This window comes from Heyndrickxia sp. FSL W8-0496 (assembly GCF_038007825.1).
Lineage (GTDB): Bacteria > Bacillota > Bacilli > Bacillales > Bacillaceae_C > Heyndrickxia > Heyndrickxia oleronia.
The window spans coordinates 2,332,864-2,353,015 of the sequence record NZ_JBBOXX010000001.1 but is presented as its reverse complement, the minus strand read 5'-3'; the positions used below and the strand labels follow the sequence as shown (position 1 = coordinate 2,353,015).

20 protein-coding genes are annotated in these 20,152 nt (G+C 32.5%); 7 read left to right on the top strand and 13 right to left on the bottom strand.

Translation table 11 applies throughout. The features are described 5' to 3' along the window. Positions 1 to 391 precede the first annotated feature (391 nt). Positions 392 to 880, top strand: a complete 489-nt coding sequence (locus tag NST63_RS11875) for a DUF1259 domain-containing protein (RefSeq protein ID WP_242598279.1) — start codon at positions 392 to 394, stop codon at positions 878 to 880. A 38-nt stretch (positions 881 to 918) separates the two neighbouring features. After that, a complete protein-coding gene (locus NST63_RS11870) occupies positions 919 to 1,473 on the top strand; it encodes a DUF1259 domain-containing protein (protein WP_341042203.1) in 555 nt (184 codons plus the stop codon). A 794-nt stretch (positions 1,474 to 2,267) separates the two neighbouring features. On the opposite strand, the gene NST63_RS11865 is transcribed toward NST63_RS11870, so the two are convergent. The 3 genes from NST63_RS11865 to NST63_RS11855 form a co-directional block, all read right to left on the bottom strand. Continuing rightward, positions 2,268 to 2,471 (bottom strand): hypothetical protein, encoded by a 204-nt coding sequence (locus NST63_RS11865; RefSeq protein WP_212945277.1) that lies wholly within the window; start codon positions 2,469 to 2,471, stop codon positions 2,268 to 2,270. A gap of 23 nt (positions 2,472 to 2,494) precedes the next feature. Further along, entirely contained in the window at positions 2,495 to 3,388 is an 894-nt protein-coding gene (locus tag NST63_RS11860; RefSeq protein ID WP_341042202.1) for a helix-turn-helix domain-containing protein, read from the bottom strand. Between the two features lie 334 nt (positions 3,389 to 3,722). After that, positions 3,723 to 4,661 (bottom strand): helix-turn-helix transcriptional regulator, encoded by a 939-nt coding sequence (locus NST63_RS11855; protein WP_341042201.1) that lies wholly within the window; start codon positions 4,659 to 4,661, stop codon positions 3,723 to 3,725. A gap of 111 nt (positions 4,662 to 4,772) precedes the next feature. Here NST63_RS11855 and NST63_RS11850 point away from each other — a divergent pair, with 111 nt between their 5' ends. Next, the gene (locus tag NST63_RS11850; protein ID WP_212945274.1) at positions 4,773 to 5,378 is read left to right on the top strand and encodes a DJ-1/PfpI family protein; all 606 of its coding nucleotides are present in this window, start codon (positions 4,773 to 4,775) and stop codon (positions 5,376 to 5,378) included. Between the two features lie 251 nt (positions 5,379 to 5,629). Here the strand turns inward: NST63_RS11850 and NST63_RS11845 are convergent, their stop codons facing one another. The 5 genes from NST63_RS11845 to NST63_RS11825 form a co-directional block, all read right to left on the bottom strand. Then, positions 5,630 to 6,007, bottom strand: a complete 378-nt coding sequence (locus tag NST63_RS11845) for a hypothetical protein (protein ID WP_212945273.1) — start codon at positions 6,005 to 6,007, stop codon at positions 5,630 to 5,632. 330 nt (positions 6,008 to 6,337) lie between these two features. Continuing rightward, complete coding sequence (locus tag NST63_RS11840) at positions 6,338 to 6,793, bottom strand: carboxymuconolactone decarboxylase family protein (RefSeq protein WP_212945272.1); 456 nt, start codon at positions 6,791 to 6,793, stop codon at positions 6,338 to 6,340. Between the two features lie 607 nt (positions 6,794 to 7,400). Further along, positions 7,401 to 8,546 (bottom strand): VanZ family protein, encoded by a 1,146-nt coding sequence (locus tag NST63_RS11835; RefSeq protein WP_341042200.1) that lies wholly within the window; start codon positions 8,544 to 8,546, stop codon positions 7,401 to 7,403. Between the two features lie 868 nt (positions 8,547 to 9,414). Further along, positions 9,415 to 10,287 carry an SDR family oxidoreductase gene (locus tag NST63_RS11830; protein WP_341042199.1) on the bottom strand — a complete coding sequence of 291 codons (873 nt, stop codon included), beginning with the start codon at positions 10,285 to 10,287 and terminating at the stop codon, positions 9,415 to 9,417. Between the two features lie 1,254 nt (positions 10,288 to 11,541). Further along, on the bottom strand, positions 11,542 to 12,444 hold the full coding sequence (locus NST63_RS11825) for a DMT family transporter (protein WP_341042198.1): 903 nt from the start codon (positions 12,442 to 12,444) through the stop codon (positions 11,542 to 11,544). Between the two features lie 161 nt (positions 12,445 to 12,605). Here NST63_RS11825 and NST63_RS11820 point away from each other — a divergent pair, with 161 nt between their 5' ends. Next, complete coding sequence (locus tag NST63_RS11820; protein ID WP_341042196.1) at positions 12,606 to 13,985, top strand: aminotransferase-like domain-containing protein; 1,380 nt, start codon at positions 12,606 to 12,608, stop codon at positions 13,983 to 13,985. 111 nt (positions 13,986 to 14,096) lie between these two features. Here NST63_RS11820 and NST63_RS11815 read toward each other — a convergent pair whose 3' ends face one another. Both NST63_RS11815 and NST63_RS11810 read right to left on the bottom strand, forming a co-directional pair. Further along, a complete protein-coding gene (locus tag NST63_RS11815; protein WP_341042195.1) occupies positions 14,097 to 15,290 on the bottom strand; it encodes an MFS transporter in 1,194 nt (397 codons plus the stop codon). Positions 15,291 to 15,389: 99 nt separating this feature from the next. Beyond that, on the bottom strand, positions 15,390 to 15,836 hold the full coding sequence (locus tag NST63_RS11810) for a MarR family transcriptional regulator (protein WP_212945266.1): 447 nt from the start codon (positions 15,834 to 15,836) through the stop codon (positions 15,390 to 15,392). A gap of 445 nt (positions 15,837 to 16,281) precedes the next feature. On the opposite strand from NST63_RS11810, the gene NST63_RS11805 reads away from it, so the two are divergent. Both NST63_RS11805 and NST63_RS27770 read left to right on the top strand, forming a co-directional pair. Then, a complete protein-coding gene (locus tag NST63_RS11805) occupies positions 16,282 to 16,746 on the top strand; it encodes a hypothetical protein (RefSeq protein WP_212945265.1) in 465 nt (154 codons plus the stop codon). Positions 16,747 to 17,187: 441 nt separating this feature from the next. Beyond that, the gene (locus tag NST63_RS27770; protein WP_436580487.1) at positions 17,188 to 17,511 is read left to right on the top strand and encodes a CopG family transcriptional regulator; all 324 of its coding nucleotides are present in this window, start codon (positions 17,188 to 17,190) and stop codon (positions 17,509 to 17,511) included. 231 nt (positions 17,512 to 17,742) lie between these two features. On the opposite strand, the gene NST63_RS11800 is transcribed toward NST63_RS27770, so the two are convergent. From NST63_RS11800 to NST63_RS11790, 3 genes are all read right to left on the bottom strand, one after another. Further along, entirely contained in the window at positions 17,743 to 17,943 is a 201-nt protein-coding gene (locus NST63_RS11800) for a cold-shock protein (protein WP_058006790.1), read from the bottom strand. Positions 17,944 to 18,156: 213 nt separating this feature from the next. Next, positions 18,157 to 18,579, bottom strand: coding sequence for a GNAT family N-acetyltransferase (locus NST63_RS11795; protein WP_341042193.1), 423 nt, complete (start codon positions 18,577 to 18,579; stop codon positions 18,157 to 18,159). A 43-nt stretch (positions 18,580 to 18,622) separates the two neighbouring features. Beyond that, positions 18,623 to 19,111: a DinB family protein gene (locus NST63_RS11790; protein WP_341042192.1), complete on the bottom strand. Its 489-nt coding sequence runs from the start codon at positions 19,109 to 19,111 to the stop codon at positions 18,623 to 18,625. Between the two features lie 212 nt (positions 19,112 to 19,323). Here NST63_RS11790 and NST63_RS11785 point away from each other — a divergent pair, with 212 nt between their 5' ends. Continuing rightward, positions 19,324 to 20,079: an AAA family ATPase gene (locus NST63_RS11785; RefSeq protein ID WP_212945365.1), complete on the top strand. Its 756-nt coding sequence runs from the start codon at positions 19,324 to 19,326 to the stop codon at positions 20,077 to 20,079. The last annotated feature ends 73 nt before the right edge of the window (positions 20,080 to 20,152 follow it).

The window sequence follows — 20,152 nt, the reverse complement described above, 5'->3', positions numbered from 1 at the left end:
ATTCAAGAAGATAAGTCAATAATTTTTTTAATAAGTTTATTTTTCATTTTTAAAAATATAGCTTATTTTTTGACACTTCTTAATTTAATAGAATTTCCATCTTATTCACCATAAATGATCCAAACAAGAGCTATTTTTTCCTAAAAGAAACACCTGAATATAGCAACATTTTGAAATGGAATAGAATTTTTTTTGTTAATCACTTGGATTGATGCAACACCTTTGCGCCTCTTTCCTATTGGCTAAAAGAAGTTAGCTGAATCTAAATTAAAGAAACACCATTACTCAAAATTGATTTAAAAAAAGATTTTTGTCGTGAGTCAATAATCCATACTTGTCCATTAATCCTGAATACAATGTTAAGTGAACAACTTATAAGGAGGTGATAGATTTGTCAGGAAATGAATTTCATCATGAAATGGGATCAGGTCCACAAGGTGTATGGCGTCCTGCAAAAAGAAATGGCCACCGGCATTCTGATGGGGGAATGAAGACCTCAACATGCCAACAATTAGCCGACATTATCGGAGGTGTGGTCATCGCTTCATCCCCAGCATGCGTTGTTCAGCGGCTGCGAAATATTAATGCTACGATTTTAGGTCGGCAAACCGAGTCCCCTTTAGCCCTTCCATTTGCTCTTTCCTTTGAAAACAATGTAAGAGGAAACACCCTTAACCTTGGGGAAACGGTACTCCTTCAAAAAGAAGCTAATGCTCTGATGTCTGCCTTACAAAGAAGAGACCTTATCGTAACTGCTTTCCATAATCACTGGCTATTTGAGAAACCACGGTTAATGTATATGCATTGGGAAAACGTTGGAGATCCATTTGAGTTTGCTGTAAATAGTTTTGAAGCTGCCAAAGAAGCTAGACTTTTCTAAGATTATGTTTCTTAGGTTTACGACATGGAGGTGATTTAATGGAAAGACGCGACGTTTTTGAAAATTGGTTCAGATATGTTAATCGTGATATCGATCCAAGCTCATTCGGGAGCAATCAGATGGATTTTGATATTGAATCTAGTTCAAATCCTATGGGGCGACACTCCAACGAACGTATGAGAAGTACAGATCGTGGTGCTAGTAGGAATATAACTGCTTCAACATGCCAACGACTAGCAGATATTATCGGCGGTGAAGTTATTTCAGCTGCACCAGTGTGTACTATCATGCGCCTTCGTGATATTAATGCTACTATTTTAGATCGCCGCACGCGTTCACCGCTTGCACTCCCGTTTATGTTATCCTTTGAAAATAATGGGTTAAATCTTGGTGAATCAGTAGTTCTCCAAAAAGAACTCAATCGAATGATTGCCGCATTACGGAAAAGAGGCCTAATCGTAACGGCCTTTCATAACCATTGGCTCTTTGAAGAACCACGTTTAATGTATATACATTGGGAGAATTTAGGCATGTCTGCGGAAGAATTTGCTAGAAATAGTTTTGCTGCTGCAAAGGAAGCAGGACTATTCTAAAGATAAAGCCATTTGTGATATGTATTAAAATAATCACAAATGGCTTCTTTTTTTGATTTTGCCCCAATGTTCTCTAAGAACTTACTAAGCAGTTTATCTATGAGAATCGTAACGTTATTTAATTGTTTAATCCATTCGATAATGTAATTAAGTCCTTTTTTGTTTTGACACAAAAAAGCAAGTTGAAGTTTTAACGAATAACTAGCTGCTGAAACCACTACACATTTACATTTCACTGCGAAAAGTGCTACAAACTTCATAAGAATCCCTGAATCCTTTATTGGGTGTAAAAAGCGGCAGTTAGGCTTTTACAAATGCAACAAACTATATGAAAACAACCTTCTATAAATTTCTCGTTATTCCAAGTAATGGAGCATTTCTCCGATGTATCTGATAAAGTACCAAGTACCTTTTTATGGATATCTCCATCGATTCCAATTGAAGTATAGCCTGATAGGTATAATCTATTGTGATGGAGAACATAGCTTTTCGTTACCTTGAACACGCGGTTTTCTCCTTTTGGGGATGCATTCGCTCTTTTTTTCTACCTCTAACTATACAAGTATCAAATTCATCCAATATCCTTCCCTTAAAAAAAACCAGTTACAAGGACTTTAGCGAACCAACCTTTTAAGATTACAAGGACAATATACCACCAAAAACCACTTGCTATTTTTCTGAAATGGAATGATAAAAGTTCCAAACATAATGTAGAACAGGGACTTTTCTAATAATAAGAAAAAGTCCCTGTCTTTCTACTTTATAAAATTTGAAATGGCTTTAATATTTTCTTTTTAATGACGAGAAGGTAGATCCATAAACGTACTAACTGAATTAATGTTATGACGAGATGGAAGATCCGCTAAGTTAATACTATCTTGTTGGATAGTTTTTACATGACGGGAAGGTAGATCTGCTATCGTATGTGAGTTTCCACCTACATTAACTAATCCAATTACTCCCAATGATAAAATACATGTTGCTACTAGTTTTTTCATATAAATTCCCTCCATAATTTTTTTTAATATGTCAATGAGCCTAGTAATTTCTTTTTTTCATTTTTTACTAGATCAGCATATTCATGATCTTCATATGTTTCAAATAAGAAAGAAGCTTTATTCATATATTCAATACCTGAATCGATATTCCCCATTTTTATGTAATTTTCCCCAATCTGATAATGAAGATCTGCAAACTGGTAGCTCACCTCATTATCGATACAAGTTTGAATGCCAAATTTACAAAAAGTAATAGAGTCTAAATACTCCCCTACCTTGGTTAGTACCTGTGCATATGAATAGAGAATTTTTATTCTGATTTTAGAGTCAATTAAATATGGTAATTGGTCCATATTTTTAATTGCTTCTTCGAAAAGATTAATTGCTTCATAATAATTGTTATCATCTTTTTCTATTATTGCTATACTGGCAAGAATATCTATTTCACTTTCTGTTAAATTCTGCATAGACGGATTAGTAAGTTTAATTGCATCTCTTAATAATTGAATAGCTAACTCTTTATTTTTTTCTAGATAAAAGCTACAGATCCCTTCGTGCCATAGTAAATATTGTCTTTTAGATGCATGAAGGAATATAGGGTTATTCTTTTCAGTTTTAATAATATTTGAGATTGCCATATAGTTTCTTTGTTTTTTATAATGATCAATTAGGTTAAATACACTTTTTACATAATTAAAATGACTGGTATATGAAAAATCAAAAAAGTAATTTAATTCTACATTTAATTTATCGGCAAAACTTGCTAATTGTTCAAGTGTAGGGTATTTTTTTCCTTTCTCAAAAAGGATTAGATCTTCCACAGAGCAAACATTATCCGCTAAATCAACCATTTCTATTTTCTTATAAACTCTTAATGAATTAAGAACTTCTCCCAAGTTCAAATATTCTAAATTCATATGGCAACTCCTTCCTTTCTTTATTATAGTTCAAATTTCCTGTTAATCAATCAAATTTTAGGTATTTTGTAGTATATAATAACAATTTTTTGGTCAATGTTAAAAAAACGCCAGATCTATAGTTATGTCTGCCGCTTTGTCAATGAAAATCTATTAAAAATTAAAGATGGAGTTGTTTCAAATATTATGTGAAGTGAATTTCCTAAATATAATTTCACATTCAATCTTACATTCAAAGTTGATATATTTTTTCATTTTCACTTATTTGATGTATGTTTCATTTACTGCATGCATATCTGAAATGAGTATGGGTTTTTGACTTTATTCGTGTTTCTTATACGAAATCATGATATAAATCACTTAATTCTAAAATTTTCTTTTTTATTTTAGCTCTTAACTCTATGGGTTCAACTACTTTTGCATGCTTTCCCATTTGTATAAAATAATCAGTCAAAAAGTCTAATTCTATTTCACTTATTGACCCCTTAATGACTCCATAGCCTTTACTGTCTATTGCTATTTCATAATATAGCGAAACATTAGATTTATATTTTTCTATTCCTTCAGGTGTTAATTCCACAACAAGCTCATAGTCTTTTCTCTTTGTTAAAATGTTTATAATATCATTTAAGTTGGTATCTTTTAGATTGATCTTGTCATTTCTTGCACTTAATCCTATTTCTAATATTCGATCGCAACGAAAAAGTCTAAATTCCTTCCTAAGATAACAATACGAAGGACAATACCATCTTCCATACTGAGAAAATAATCCAACTGGTTGAATTTCTCTTTTAACCCCCAAGTAAGAAATCCAAAGCGGTTCATTTCCAATTACCGCCATAAATAGATCTTTTAATAATGGACTTTCTTTACTCTGATTATCTATTTTAAAATCAATCTTATTTTTAATTAAATCTATTTCATCTTTCATCTTTCCGTTTAAGTTCAGATAGAATTTTTTAATGATGGAATTATATTCCGATTCAAAAGGCAGGCTAATAAAATGTTTTAAAGACAAAAGAGCAAAAAAGATAGAGAAAGTTTCCTCTTTTGTAAAAGAGACTGCAAGTAGATTTTTTTCTTCTAAAACTTGATATCCTCCATTAGCCCCTACCTCTGAAATTAATGGAACCCCTAAAATACTTAGTTCTTCTAAATCCCTTAGAATCGTTCTTCTTGAAACATTAAATTCTTTTGCTAAATCATCTACCTTAAACTTTTTGACTCGGTTAATATACAATCTTAATTCATTTAATCTAATTGCTTTACTCAAATTTTTTCACCCCTTTTGCTAATTGTGTCATCAATTGTCACTATTACATTATATACTGAAGATAGTATCAAATTAATAGAATTTTTATAATTTAATTAGGAGTGATTAATAATGAACCAAACTGAGAAAAAAGAGATTTTAATCGTAGTATTAGAGGAATTCGCTGATTGGGAAATGTCTTATGTAGCAGCTTTTTTAAATAGTACAGACAAGTATATCACTAAGATAGTTAGTGTAGATGAGGGCGTAATAAAGTCAATCGGCGGAATAAATGTCCTTCCAGATTATACTTTAAAAAGTATACCGGAAATCTTTTATGGATTAATACTAATTGGTGGAAACTCTTGGCGTAAGCCTCTAAACAATAACGTCATTCCAATAATGGAAAAGGCACTTACTATGGATATTCCAATAGGGGCAATATGTGATGCAACAGTCTTTATGGGAGCCAATGGATGGTTAAATGAAGTAAGGCATACAAGCAATGATCTTAATGATTTGAAAACTTATGCAAAAGATAACTACAAAAATGAAATGAATTATGTATTAGAACAAGCAGTTTCTGACGGAAAAATTGTGACCGCAAATGGAACAGCTTCATTAGAATTTACAAAAGAAATTCTTGAATTATTAGAAGCATATCCGAAGGAACATATTAATCAACTTTACAATTTCCATAAATTAGGTTATTACGAGGCACTAAAAACAAATTCATAAATATCCAATATTCACAATGCACATAATCCTTAAGTTCGGAATTTATGTGCATTTTACATTTACAATAATTACTCATAAATACCTTTCTAAAAAGAAATTTATTTGAAATCTTATACTCACATTAATTGTGAATGTTTATGTATTTTTGTTTTACTTTTTCCGTTAACCTGCACCGATAGTTCAATAAGCAATGCACCGAAATAGCAGCTTGATCTGTGACTATTGTAACAGTTAGTTAAATTATACACTATTTATTTCTTTAATTTGAAGGTTTCTGATTCTCCGTTCCAATTTATAGTTACCTTAATAACATCATCTTCGTGAAAAACTGCGCAACCGCTACAAGAATGTCCACCTAATTTCAAAACACCACTATTATTTAAATCACTAGTTCCATCCATTTTCCCAGATGGATATTCAAAATGATATTTTATTTTTTTTGGGGTGGTGTTCTTACCTTTATACTTTATTGTAAAATATGTGGTTTCGCTGTTTGTACCGATCACTTTAGCTTCAAAATTAACATACCAATTTTTACTTCTCCCAGTGAAATGCATTTCCTTTGTTTTTGAACAAGCACTAAAAAACAAAGAAGAAAAAAGAAGTATAACAAAAGCTTTTTTAAGCAAATAATCATCCCCCTTTTTTATTTCCAACTTACTACTGCAAGTTGTTTCTTTCTAAATTCCCCAAATAATTGAATAAGAAATACAAAGCAGTGCATTATAGGTAGGTATATTCCACAATCATTGTCCAAATTCCCCCTTGTTGAACAAAACTGCTCCGTTTGTTTATTTAGAATCCTTCACCATTTCATCTTTATCTTAACATGACTCAAATCCTTTTAATATTTAACTTAACGACCTAATTCTATTAGAAAAAGACGCCTTCTTACTAAAGAAAAGCGCCCGATTGCTAAATATAATTAATGTATCGGAGACGAACACCAGAAGATGTTGTTACTGAGAGTTATTATTTTCAACTGCTGTATTTCCCATGGCAATAGAAATTCTATTCCAACTGTTGATTTGATTGATTATAAAAATTAGGTCAACATATTGTCTTTCGTCATAATATTCACGTACTCGTTGATAAAGCTCATCTGGCAAGCGTTTTGTCGGAATTAAAGTCACATGCTCTGTCAACTCAAGAGCTACTTTTTCTGCATCTGTGTAAAATGTACACTCTCTCCAAGCACTAATACAATACAAACGTTGTTCCGTTTCTCCCATTTTTCTAGCATCTGCCGTATGCATATTCAAACAGTACGCACATCCATTTATTTGTGAAGCACGAATTTTTATAAGTTCACGTAGTTTACGGTCTATACCTGTAGTTTTCGTATACTTTTCCATTTCCATCATCATTTTAAGTGCTTCTGGTGCTACATTGTAATAATCAATTCGTTGTTCCAAATTAATTCCTCCTTTTACTTCTTTTCATTTATGATTTTTAATATAGATGCTAATCTAGAAGCAGCTATTTCAGCTGTTTTTTAGTGAGATTTTAACCAATAATAATAGCCACTTTTGGATACATCTACCAATATACATACAAAGGAAAAGAATAGTTTAACATGGACTTTTTTTCATAAAATTTTTTATTAATTGGAACCTCTTCCATTCCCCCTTTCACATTTTTATGATTTTTTTAGCACATCATTCTCTACTTCTTGAAAATTAATTTTAGCTTTACGATCTTCGAGATGGATTGTCAGTCTACCTTTATCTAGCTCTTTAGCCTTTCTTGATTCTCCCTCTAGCCCCTTAATCTTTCTGGATCAAGTGTTTAACACAGTGTCGTATAGCAGAATGATCAATACATCATTCCTTTGTGACTGTTTTAGAACCAATCCCCTTTTTAAAGTCTAGATCAACGGTCCTTTTCTTTAAGGTAATACAATATAATATGTCTCACTAATTTTCCCCATAAAAAATCCTCCTATAGTAGACAGTTTAGTATGCCTTCCTTTTTGTCTACTATAAGTTGAGCATATTATTATAGGATGTGCCGTTTTTATAATCATCGCTTCATTGGAATGATATCTGACACAAAATCAAAATAAAAAGTACGCTTCCCCTTTTTTGCCATAATGATAAGTGCATGAATCAGCAAGGCTAACCAAATGATGATTACAAATATGAAGATAACCATCGTTACCCACACATGAATAGCGTAAAAGTGAGATTCTATTTCTAATGTAATGTGATCGAGTAGGTTAACTAACTCAGATGCCAGCCAAGGTAAATATAAGGCAATAGTTCTTTTTAACACAGCTTGCCATGAAGGGGTATCTCCCTCCAAATTCGAAAGTTTAAATCCCATAATATTTGTTCCGATTGTTTTTCCTCCCCATCGAAGAGGTAAAAAAAAGTACAATACCACAAAGCCCACAGTTGTATAGATCATTTCTACGAATCCACTTGATGTTAGTAGTCCGACTGTGAAAGAAAATGTCACTTTAATGAAAATATAATCTATAAGTATGGCAAGTAATTGTGAAAGTGGTGAAACTAGATGGATCTTCTGCATTTTTTCCGCTTTCGCCAATAGTTTTTCCCTCGAAGGAAATAAAGCCAATATGAATGGAGCAATAAGGAAACCAAAAAGCGCACCTGTACTATTTAACATCAGATCGTCAACATCAAATAAACGATAGGGACATTTGTAAATTCCGTAAATCCCTGTAAGCTGCGTTACTTCGTAAAAGAGAGACAGGGTAAATCCTAAAGCTAATGCTCTTTTCCAATATCGTTTTTCTTGGAAAAAATATCTCAAATATACTCCAAAAGGGAGTAATAACAGAAAATTAAATGCCGCCTGCCAAAAGGCACTTTGATTGAATATTTTTATATATGACCTCGGTTGTGTCCAACTAATTGAACTGCTTTTCAATGTATCACGAATAAAGGTGAATGGTCTTAATGAATAATAAATGGTATTTGGTTTTTGAAAATCACATGTATTTCTAGTTGACGGTAAAGGCAAGAGAACTAAAAATAGTGCTGATAACATATAGAAAATAAACGAGTAAAAAACAATGGAAGCCCAAAAACTGAAATATCCATACTTTCTATAACTATATACCAGCCAAGGAATGACCAGTAGAAAACCCAATATACAGAACATAATAAAAGCGGTCATTATTGGTAGGGTATATACAGACACAAAAACACTTCCTTTGCTCTTATACATTGAATCCATTGAAACGCTGATAATATTCGCTGATTTACCCAGCTTGTTTTGCTTTATTATTGTTTAATTGGATTCCATGCATTCATAGTGTAATTACTTCTTAATGGATGCTAAATCGCCATACTTATCCTAATGGACCCATCTTAAAGAATTTAAACCAAATGACAAAATTAATATCTAAGGAAATGATTCTTTCCTTTTGTTTTATGGATATATTCATATACTAATTACTCCCTTTAATATGTAGCTTCTTTTATTATATTATTATAACGAACCAACCTTTCACGATATTAATGTTAACCTTACAAAAACCTTAAAAATTATGGACGAAAAAGTCGCAAGTAAATGGATACTTAAGGCTTCCTGCTATCATTTCGGCAGGGCTTTTGCATTGACTAGGGGAAAAGGAAAGGTGGTAACAGTGTAATAGATCGAATAGCTAAAAGACGTTTCATTTTTAATTCTTTGAGCATTAGTAAATTATTGATTAAAGCAGGATATTTTCCACAAACCTCTTAACTCCATATTCAACAGGAATTGAAAAAACCGTTATTTTGAAAAGTTATTAACCAAAATAACGATTATTTTTGTTTAAAATTCCTTTTTATCATAAAGTTTGATTATTTCTTATAGAAGTAAAGACCCTCTATCGCTTAAGTGAATATATCCACAATTATTATAAAGAACCATATTAAAGGACGCTTTCTCACTAAAGAAAAGCGCCCGAGTTGTTGTATATTGTAGCTAATTCATTTTTGGACGAACAATCCAAACTACAATAATTTATTGATTATTGTTAAACATTACTTAGTTTTTGAAGGTTAATAATTATTTACAATTTCTATTCAATTATCCCATACCCTTCTGGTGCAGGTATACCATGTTCTGCAGAACGACTGACTGATTCCCACTCTTTCCATGTGGATATACGTTTTTCGGCATTTTCAATAGCTAAATCGTAGACAATGCTTCCTAGAATCAAGCGCAGAGGTGGATTCTCACTATTGATCATTTTTATGATAGCTTCGGCTGCCAACTTAGGATCACTATCAACTGAGTCGGTTGAATTTTGTTTAGCCATTTCTTCACGTAATGAATCATATTCTTTTTTCTGAACAGTAAAGCCCATTTTTAAATAAAGATTCGTCCAGTAACCTCCGGGTTCTACAATAGTTACTTTTATTCCAAAATGAGCAGCTTCTTGTGCTAAAGCCTCGCTAAATCCCTCTAAAGCAAATTTACTAGCACTGTATATTCCGGACATAGGACCGCTGATCAGTCCACCGATACTTGATATTTGAATAATATGCCCAGAGCCCTGCGTCCTCAAGTACGGCATAACTGCTTGGCAAACCCAAACTGCTCCATAGAAGTTCGTCTCCATTTGACTTCTTACTTCATCTTCATTAAACTCTTCAATCATTCCCATTATCATATTTCCTGCATTGTTTATGACAATATCAATTTTCCCAAAATGTTTAATAGCTGTTTCCACTGTAGCAAAAACATCACTTCTCTTCGTAACATCAAGACTTAAAGGAAGTAACATTCCTTCATATTGGCCTTTTAACTCATTCAGTTTTTCAATATTTCTAGCGATGCCAACAACCTTATCCCCTAACTCTAATGCTTTTTTCGTGAATTCGTATCCTAGTCCACTGCTTGCACCTGTAATAAACCATACTCGTGCATGTTCAACGTTACTAAATGTCATATATAATCCCTCCGCTTAATCATATTTTTTCAGGAGCATTTAATGCTTATTATTACGAGTAAACAAAAGTAAAAAAATAAAAAGCATAGGCGATCTGCCTATGCTCCAAAAATATAGAAACTTCAATTAAATCCATCTTTATGACACTTTTTCTACAAAAAACAATCAGAAATAACCATTTTTTGTTATAGAAATAGCAAAGATAAAGCACCCTCTTTTATAATCGTATAATGAAGGCTTCCCATAAAAAGGACAGATCTATCCTATTTTCTCTGAGCATAAGCAGAGCCTTTGAACGTATAAAATTAACGGTTCAAAGATAGGATATCAATCATTCGGAAGCCTCCATTCATAAAAGTTAATTCAAGTATAACAAGTTTCCTTAATATGTCAAATAGATTTTTATAAATATATACCCTTTCCTGAGTATTTATTAGCAAAAGGACTTTGGTTGCTCACGTTTGACCCGATTACAATATAATTTGCCTTATGTACTCGGATTTCTTCACAACTATATTGAAAAAATAAGATTTTAATGATCAATTATACAAGGCATTCCTGCTGCCTGATATTGTGTAGGAACTCCTTCTTAGATTGAGGGGATTTTTAATCATTTTGTAAAATAGCTCAAGCAAGAATAACTTACAAACAATATACTATATCAGTAGTAATATGAGTTCCATTTTCACTTCCTGCCACTCATCAATTATTACTCCCTTCATTTTAAAAGTCCCTTCTCAATAATGAGAAGGGATTAAGTTTATTTCACAACTTGTAAGTTTCTTTTCTCACATAATGTTGGAACTTGTTTAGTATTAATTATTACTCATAACCATTTTCGTAACGATTATCAGCTCCTAATTTTGTTCTATCGCAAATTTAGCCATAAAAAAACACCTCAAAATGTTAGATTTATAGCTAACATTTGAGTGCAACATTAACACCCTCCATTAGGAAAAGAATCTAACTACCAGTGGTAATTATATAGTCCATTTGAGTTCTGAACAAAGTTATTAAATCACCATGGGGTTGATACAAGTTTCTCAATTATAGTTAGATTATCTTTTTAGTTCATTCCATATAATGTAACAACATCATAAATATTAAATTTTATCCTCCCGTATGGTGGAAAGTTTTCATCCTCCCATTTGTCCGATGACACGTCCTTCCTTCCGATTATCAATCTATTAGTGAAACATAACCAATCATAATCTTTCATTCCTCTAGTCTTTTAAATTTCTTTAGAACGCATAGTTAGTTTTTCTCTGATACAGATCCTTTTTTTGATACTGGAGCATTTTTGCCTAATATAACAGAAAAGACAACGATCACCGCTATTAGCAGAGTGAATAATGTGATCGATTCATTTAAAAATGCAGCTGCAAATAGAATCATTAAAAATGGTTGTAAGTACTGTATCTGACTAATTCGGGCTATTCCTCCCATAGCCATTCCACTATACCAGGCGACATATGCTAGAAATTGACTAACAACGGCTAGATAAATAAAACTAATCCAAGCACGTATTGGGACATGAAGCATATCGGTCGTGAGGTTTAGTCCAACTGGAATAACGAAAAATGGAGCACCAATCATGATTGCCCAAGCAATCACTTGCCAGCTACCTAATTCCTTTGCTAATATTCCACCCTCTGCGTAACTTAATCCAAGTATAACAACTGCTGCTAGTAAAGCTAAATCGGCAAATTGTAGTTGACCGAATCCAAGATGAAGCGCATACACAATTACGGCTAAAGAACCGATTATACTTGAAATCCAAAATTTAAGAGAAGGAATTTCTTTTGCTCTAAACATAGCAAATCCGGTTGTCGCTAATGGTAACAGGGCCAATTCAACAGCTCCATGAGAAACCGGTAAGAATTCCATTGCCCAAGATGTGAGGAGAGGAAATCCTAAAACTGCACCAACAGCAACAATAAGAAGACTTTTGAATTGAAGTGGAGAAGGTAATTTTTCTTTTCGAACAATCAATACCACAGCTACTAAAATAGCAGCAACAACTGTTCTTCCTAAACCCACTACTGTAGTCCCAAAATACTCTACTGCAATACTTGTAGAGGGAAGTGTTAAGCTAAAACAAATGACACCTACTAATCCCAACAATAATCCAAATTTCTCTCTGTTTTCTCGTTGCATCATTACCTACCCCTATCCATATATTTTGTCTCATATCTGTACCATTTTTTATTTTTATTAAAATACCGTTCGGATATAATCTAAATAATAATAGGTGCACACACTGAGTTAAACCATTTTTTTACCTATCTGTCATGGTACAGTTAAAGGAGAATCAATTTATGGGATTAAAATATTTTAAGATAATGGAAGAAATTAAACTTCAGCTGATAAATGGATCTCTCATTGCAGGTAGTAAACTCCCTTCTGTTCGTCAGTTATCTGAGCATTTCTCATGTAGCAAAAATACAGTCATTAAAGCATACACTGAACTAGAAAAAGAGCATCTAATTTATTCTGTTCCTAAAAGTGGCTACTATGTTGTTAATGAATTACAAAATGGGAAGAAAGAAAAAGAAGCGATTGATTTTTTGTCTGCTGGTCCAGATAAAAGAGTGATACCTTATATTGAATTTCAACATTGTATAAATCAAGCAATTGAACAATATAAAGAAGAGCTTTTTACATACTCTGATCAACAGGGGTTTTACTCATTACGAGTACAGTTAGTGAAATATTTACAGAATTTACAGGTATTCACTCAACCTGAAAGAGTAGTTGTTGTTTCAGGCTCACAGCAAGCCCTAAATTTATTAGTTTCTATGCCATTTCCAAATGGCAAAAACAATATTCTAATTGAACAACCTACTTATTTCGGGTTTATTGAGTCCGTCACTCTACATCAAGCTACTACTTTTGGAATTGAGTTATCGATGGAAGGAATTGATCTTGATCGTCTGAAATACATTTTTCGAAATAATGATATAAAATTTTTCTATATTATTCCGAGATTTCACAACCCTCTCGGACATTGTTACACGAATAGTGAAAAGAAAAAAATCGTTGATTTAGCTAAAAAATATGATGTATATATAGTGGAAGATGATTTATTAGGAGACCTTGATCCAAATGCCAAATCAGATTCTTTATTTTCTTTTGATCCTTATGGAAGAGTGATTTATATTAAAAGCTTTTCAAAAGTTTTCCTTCCAGGGCTAAGAATTGCTGCGGTCGTTCTTCCTGCAATTATGATTAACAACTTTTTACGATATAAATTTAGCTCGGATTTTAATAGTTCAGCACTTTCTCAGGGTGCACTAGAAATCTATTTAAAAAGTGGTATGTTTAATAGCCATCTCAAAAGAATAAAAGAGGTATACCTCACAAAAATGCAAATCCTACAAGAAGCATGTGAATTATTCCTGCCGGCTAATACTCATTTTTCTAAACCGACTTCAGGATTCTATCTATCCATCAGTTTGCCCGAGAATGTGACAGCAAAACAGGTAGTTCATATGCTAAACGAGCAGCATATATATGTTGATGATGCCTCTAGAATGTTTTTACCAGAATATAAAAAGGAAAATCTCCTTCGATTAAGTATCTCTCAAGTAAACGAGAGTCATATTAAACTAGGGATAGAGCAATTGGCATACTGTATTTCTTTAATTGATAGAAGAAAAAAATCTATAACTCCTAATAGATTTTTTAATTTTTTGTAGGGTTCATCTTTAATCAATATTCAATAATCTCAAGAAGACTCTTTGTCTGTCATAAACCTAATTCAATTAGAAGCTATACATCCAAATTCAATAGAGCGATTTTTATTGAATCTAACCATGTTGGTTTGATAATACAAGCGCAGATACTCCAATTAATATTATACCCATGATGGCTGGAGTGGAGTGGCTAACAATTGAATACAACTGTCCGCCAATAATCGGTCCAATAACTCGAGCTAGCGATTGAATGCTTTGAGAACCACCAAGTATACGCCCTTGTTCTCTGATGCTAACAGATTTTGAAAGCATGCCATTAAATGATGGACCAAAGATAGAGTCACCGAACCCAAAGAATATCATACCTACTATAAAGAGTGGATAAAATGCTGTTAATGCTGAAACAGCAATAAAGATATAACCTATAATTTCATTTATCATACCTAAAAGAGCAATTTTTTTATCTGTCACAAGCTTAAGTAATCGTGGCATAATGATCGCTTGCGAGATGATATCAAGCACTCCCATTATTGAAAATGTCAAACCAATTAGAACAGGCTTCCATGCAAAGGTATCAATTGAAAATTGAGAGAAAATAGCTTGTAATGATCCATTAGGAATCCATATTAGGAATCCAGTAATTAATAGCCATTTAATAGATTTAAAGGAAAAAATGTTTGATAGTTGAATAAACGGATTGAGATCCTTAGCGGAAATGCTAGAAGAGCGTCTAGGCTTTTCTAGGCTCTCAGGCATAAAGAAATATCCATATATGGCATTAAGCAATGTTAATATAGCGCCAGCATACAAAGGGACGCTATTCCCAAAAGTTGCAAGTGCCCCTCCAATTGTAGGACCGAGAGTAGTGCCAACTCCAACAACTGCACTAATCCAACCAAAGAATTTTGTGCGTTCACTGGAGGGAGTGATATCAGCAAAGTAAGCAAAAATCGCTGAAATTTCACCACCTGTCAAACCCTCAATGGTACGTCCAAGGAAGAGAATCCAAAGTGCCCCTCCAAGACCAAAAATAAAATAACCAAGACTAGAACCGATTAAGCTAATAATCAACACTGGACGACGACCATACCTGTCACTTAATGCGCCTAAAACTGGTGCAGCCAAGAATACAGAAAGTGCGTATATAGAAGTAATGAGTGTTATTGCAGTAGCCTGACTGTTTGAATCACTAGTATAAGATTTTACTAGAAAAGGTAAAACAGGGCTTACGATAGTCAATCCTAGACCTGTTAAAAAGACAGAGATAAACCCAAACGTTAGTGCGTGTTTATTGATTGAAGTATTCATAATATTTCCCCTCCAAGGTTATTGTTTCCTCGTTAACAAAATTAGTTTACTCCTTTATTGTTTCCTCGTCAACAATAAAACAAAATAAAAAAATACCACTTACACAGTGATATTTTTCAAATGTTGCCTGTATCGACCAATGAAACGAAAAATAGTGTTGAAATCGTCATCAGTCATGTTTTTAAATACTTCTTTGTCACGTTCGAGAAACGTCCGATGTAATTCTTGATGGACATTATTTATTTTTTGCCCATTCGTTGTTAATCGGAAATATATCTCTTTTTTATTTTCAGCATTTTGATAGCTCTCAATAATATTTTTCGCAATAAGCTTCTTGGTGAGCTTACTTATAGCACCTCGAGTCATATAGCTTGCCGCCGCAAGTTTTGTTACGTTTGCATTTGGGATTAGGGAGATATTTTCGATCAATTCTATCTCACTCAATGTATAGCCATCTATAGCCGATTCTAGTTCTGGTTTATTAAGCCAGGTTATTTCATTGCATAAATCCATAAGTTCACTCATTAACTGCTGCCTTTTATCCATGATAGCACCTTCCCGATTTATATAAAGTATACCCGGATTTTGTTTCTTTCGCAACAAAGCCTCAACAGTCTAAATGTTGTACAGTTACTCATAAAATTCACGAGTCTTATGATCTTCTAATACTTAATACGCTAATAATACTTTAATGAGTCCTAATTAATAAAATCTCATCTTGGTTCTTTACTTAAGCATAAACAGAAATTGGTTGTTTTGGTGGTTCATAATCCAATTAGAATGAACTCATACAATTATTAAATTCGCCAACATTTCATAAATTCCTTCATTTACAAACTTGCTTCAATAATTCAATAACATACTTACTCAATTAAAATTACAATCGATTTTACACTAATAATACAATTTGAATATTAAAGATTTTTTAGGTAAAAATACCAATAATTCGTAGTCCAGCATAGTATTTTTCACTTTACTCAGGAGGTTGTTTATGAAAGGGAAATGGAAAATGTATTTGATACTGTTTTTGCCTTGGTTATCTGTGGGAAAGCTCGGAAAAAATTCCTTTCTTCGCTTCCTCCCTACTATTATTTTTAGTGACTTGATTATTGCACTAATAAGTGAGCTATCACAAAAGTTAAAATGGTGGAAAGTAAGAAATCCTATCTTCCCTAAATTAGCAACAGATGTCTCTTTTGTTTTTGGTCCTTTTACTATCATAAATTTTTGGGTCTTTAAAATGACGTACAAGAGATTTTGGTTGTATTTATTGAGTAATATTTTTGCTGACTATTTATTTGCTTATCCTTTAACAACAATAGCAGAGAAACTAGGTATATATAAGATGGTTAAAATGAGCCGAAAGCAACTTTTCCTATTAAGTGTGGCCGTAGCAATTCTAAACTACTTGTATCAAAAAGTATTTGTTGAGCCTCTTAAAAGAAAAACTTCATGAAAAAGTTGTTAGGAGAATTAAAATATACACGGCCGTAAAAAAAATTAAAAGCGATGATCTATAACTAAGAACTATACAAAAGACCCCTGGTTAATGTAATTAGCCTTATCAGGATATTTATGAAAAAAACAGATAAAGAGTATTTAGCCTAACCAGAGTTCCCTGTGCGAACAATAATTCTATCTCCTTTTCACTTAAACAAAACAGAAGATTCTTTAAGATTATTCAATTCATTGATACCACCTTATCATTTTTCCATACATAAAAATAAATGAGTATTTTTTCGAAATATAAAATTTTTTATCAAAAATACTATTTCTATGGTATAATAAACAAACCATTTACTGTTACCTTTTTTTGAGGGGAAATCATAAGTAAAATATACTTATGATTTCCCCTCTTTTGCATTAAAAGGGACAGGGGGTCGGTTCTTTTGTCCCACTGGGACGAAAGAACCGACCCCCTGTCCCTCCGGATTTCATTAAAACGGCCATTCGAAATCAATTAACAACTCATTCCGATGAGGTTAATCAAATGATTATAAATAAATCCTTCGTAATTGGAATATGCAGATACAATCGGAAATCGCTTCAAGAAATTATACATAATAATGTGAAACTTGATATTAAAGTACTCGGAATGCTTATTCTAGAAAAGGATATTGATACGGATTTAGCCTTAAAGACCATTAATTCAATCAAAGTTTATGGTGTGCTTAAAATAAAAAATTATAATCTTAAAAAAACAATTCAACAATTTATGTAATTAAAATGTCATCGAAAAAGTCTGATCAAATAGCCAGTTTTCGTATTTTTGTTTCTTCTGTAAAATCCCTATTTCCGGCCTTTCAAATCGAATAAATGCTTTTGGCGCTTGAAGTTTGTAGCTTTTTCTCAGTTATTTATACTTAATATTAACAATGCTTTAGATAATGACTTATCAAACAATGGAAAATAAAAAACAGACTCAAAATGAGTCTGTTTTTTTATGCAACAATTAAGCTTTTACTACGTTAGCAGCTTGAGCTCCACGTTGACCTTGTTCAACGTCAAAAGTTACTTTTTGACCTTCTTCAAGTGTTTTGTAACCTTCGCCTTGGATCGCTGAGAAATGAACGAATACATCGTCTCCGCCTTCAACTTCGATGAAGCCGAATCCTTTTTCGCTGTTGAACCATTTAACTGTACCTTGTGTCATGTAAATCTTCCTCCTAGTGTGCAATACACACATTGTATTACTATCCTTGCTCAAGTGATATCAGGCGATATGTTAAAAACACTATCTTTTCCTTACATACCGAACAAAAATAATTCTTATTTAGAATAACAGATATAATTAAAAAATGCAAGTTTTTGCTAAAACAATTTTAAAATCATTTTTTCATATCAAGCATAAAAATTACATGATATATTAATCCACTAAATATTCATTTGATAATGAAGAGTTTAAATACCTTGCCATACCTGTTTTCGTTTTTTTGAATCCCAGTTTTTCATAAAATCCTTCGTTTCCAGTAGTAGCAATTAGGTGGACACACGAAACATTCTTGAAACGCTCGATAAAATAATGAATGATTTCTTTTGCTATTCCTAATTTTTGAAAGTCTCGATGAACAACAATATCATAAATTGCTGCATTGAACACTCCATCTGAAAGTGCTCGACCAATTCCAACAATCTTTCCTTCTGTCATTATTATACAAACTTCATTACTATTTTTAAAAACTGTTTGTATAATTTCTATTGTATGTTTATTCCAACCGACAGATTGATAGACCTCACGGATCTCTTCCCATTTCACATCATCTATCGTATTTTTTATTTCTAAAATCATACTCCCATTCTCCTTTTTAGCTAAAAAACATATATAATCAGTTCTAATTCACACCATTCATGGTGTCCCAATTGCCTTGGCTTTTACGAATATGAACGATCTGACCAATGTGATACGCATGATGTATTGGAATGTTTAATAACACTTCCCACCAAGTACTATTAGAATCATGTGGTGGATTGCTGTCTAACTTAGTTTCATGACAGTTTGAAATCTCTTCTTCCCATTGTTTTAAAATTTCATTAAATTGTTGAAGGATGGATTTCCAGTCACTATCATTTTTATAGATGAATGTTTGATCATTTATAATATCTTCCTTAATTACCATTTTCCCTTGAAATCTTTTTAAGTAAAGTTCATTCCAAAACAACAAATGCTGAATAATTTCTTTAATGCTATTTGTTTTATCTACATCTTTATACACAGCATCTGCATCATTTAGACCATTTAAAGCGTCATTTAGTGAAGAAAACCAGCCGCTTTCATTATGACAGGCACGCATTTGCTCTAGTAAAAATTCTTTACGTTCCATAAAAAACACCCCTATACATTTATATGTTATGTATTCTCTACTACTATGAATAATCCTCTTTTAAATCATAAGAATGAAAAATCACAAACAGGTTTTTACCTAATTTATACAATAACCCAGTAAAAACACTAAAAGACGTCATTTATTTGTGATATGCTAAAACATATCATTGAATTCATTAAATTTTTAGTGGGTGATTCTTTTTGGAACCGATTTTACATCAACCATATATTAAACACCTCGAATTAAAAACGAAGGAAATTCCATCTTATAATTATTATCCATTCAATCTTCCCATTCTGAAATCAATAGACAGGATTCAATTTCATCCAAAGGTAACTTATTTAGTAGGAGAAAATGGAATGGGCAAATCTACTTTACTCGAAGCGATTGCCGTTGCTATTGGATTTAACCCAGAAGGAGGAACCTTTAACTTTAATTTTTCCACCTATGATTCCCATTCAGAATTGGAACAGTATATAAAACTAGCCAAAGGGGTTTTTCGCCCAGAAGATGGTTTTTTTCTTCGTGCAGAAACATTTTATAATGTTGCTTCCAACATTGAACAATTAGATAATGAACCATTATCTGGTCCACGGGTCATCGATTCTTTTGGAGGCGTTTCTTTACATGAGCAATCACATGGGGAATCCTTTTTTAATACGTTTTTAAATCGATTTAATGGTAATGGCCTATATATTCTGGATGAACCTGAAGCAGCACTTTCCCCTATAAGACAATTATCCATGCTAACAAGAATCCATGAACTTGTGAATCAGCAATCACAATTTGTTATCGCCACACACTCACCAATTATTATGGCGTATCCAGATTCAAAGATTATTGAGTTAACTGATGAAGGAATAAATGAAGTTTCATTAGAGGAAACCAACCATTATTCTATTATGAAACAATTCTTTAATGATAAAGAAAGATTACTACATCATCTATTCCAACATGAAGAATGAAGGGGCTGTCTGAGGACTTTCAGACACCCCCTTGATCATTATTTTATCTACAACTCACTATAACCAACTCTAC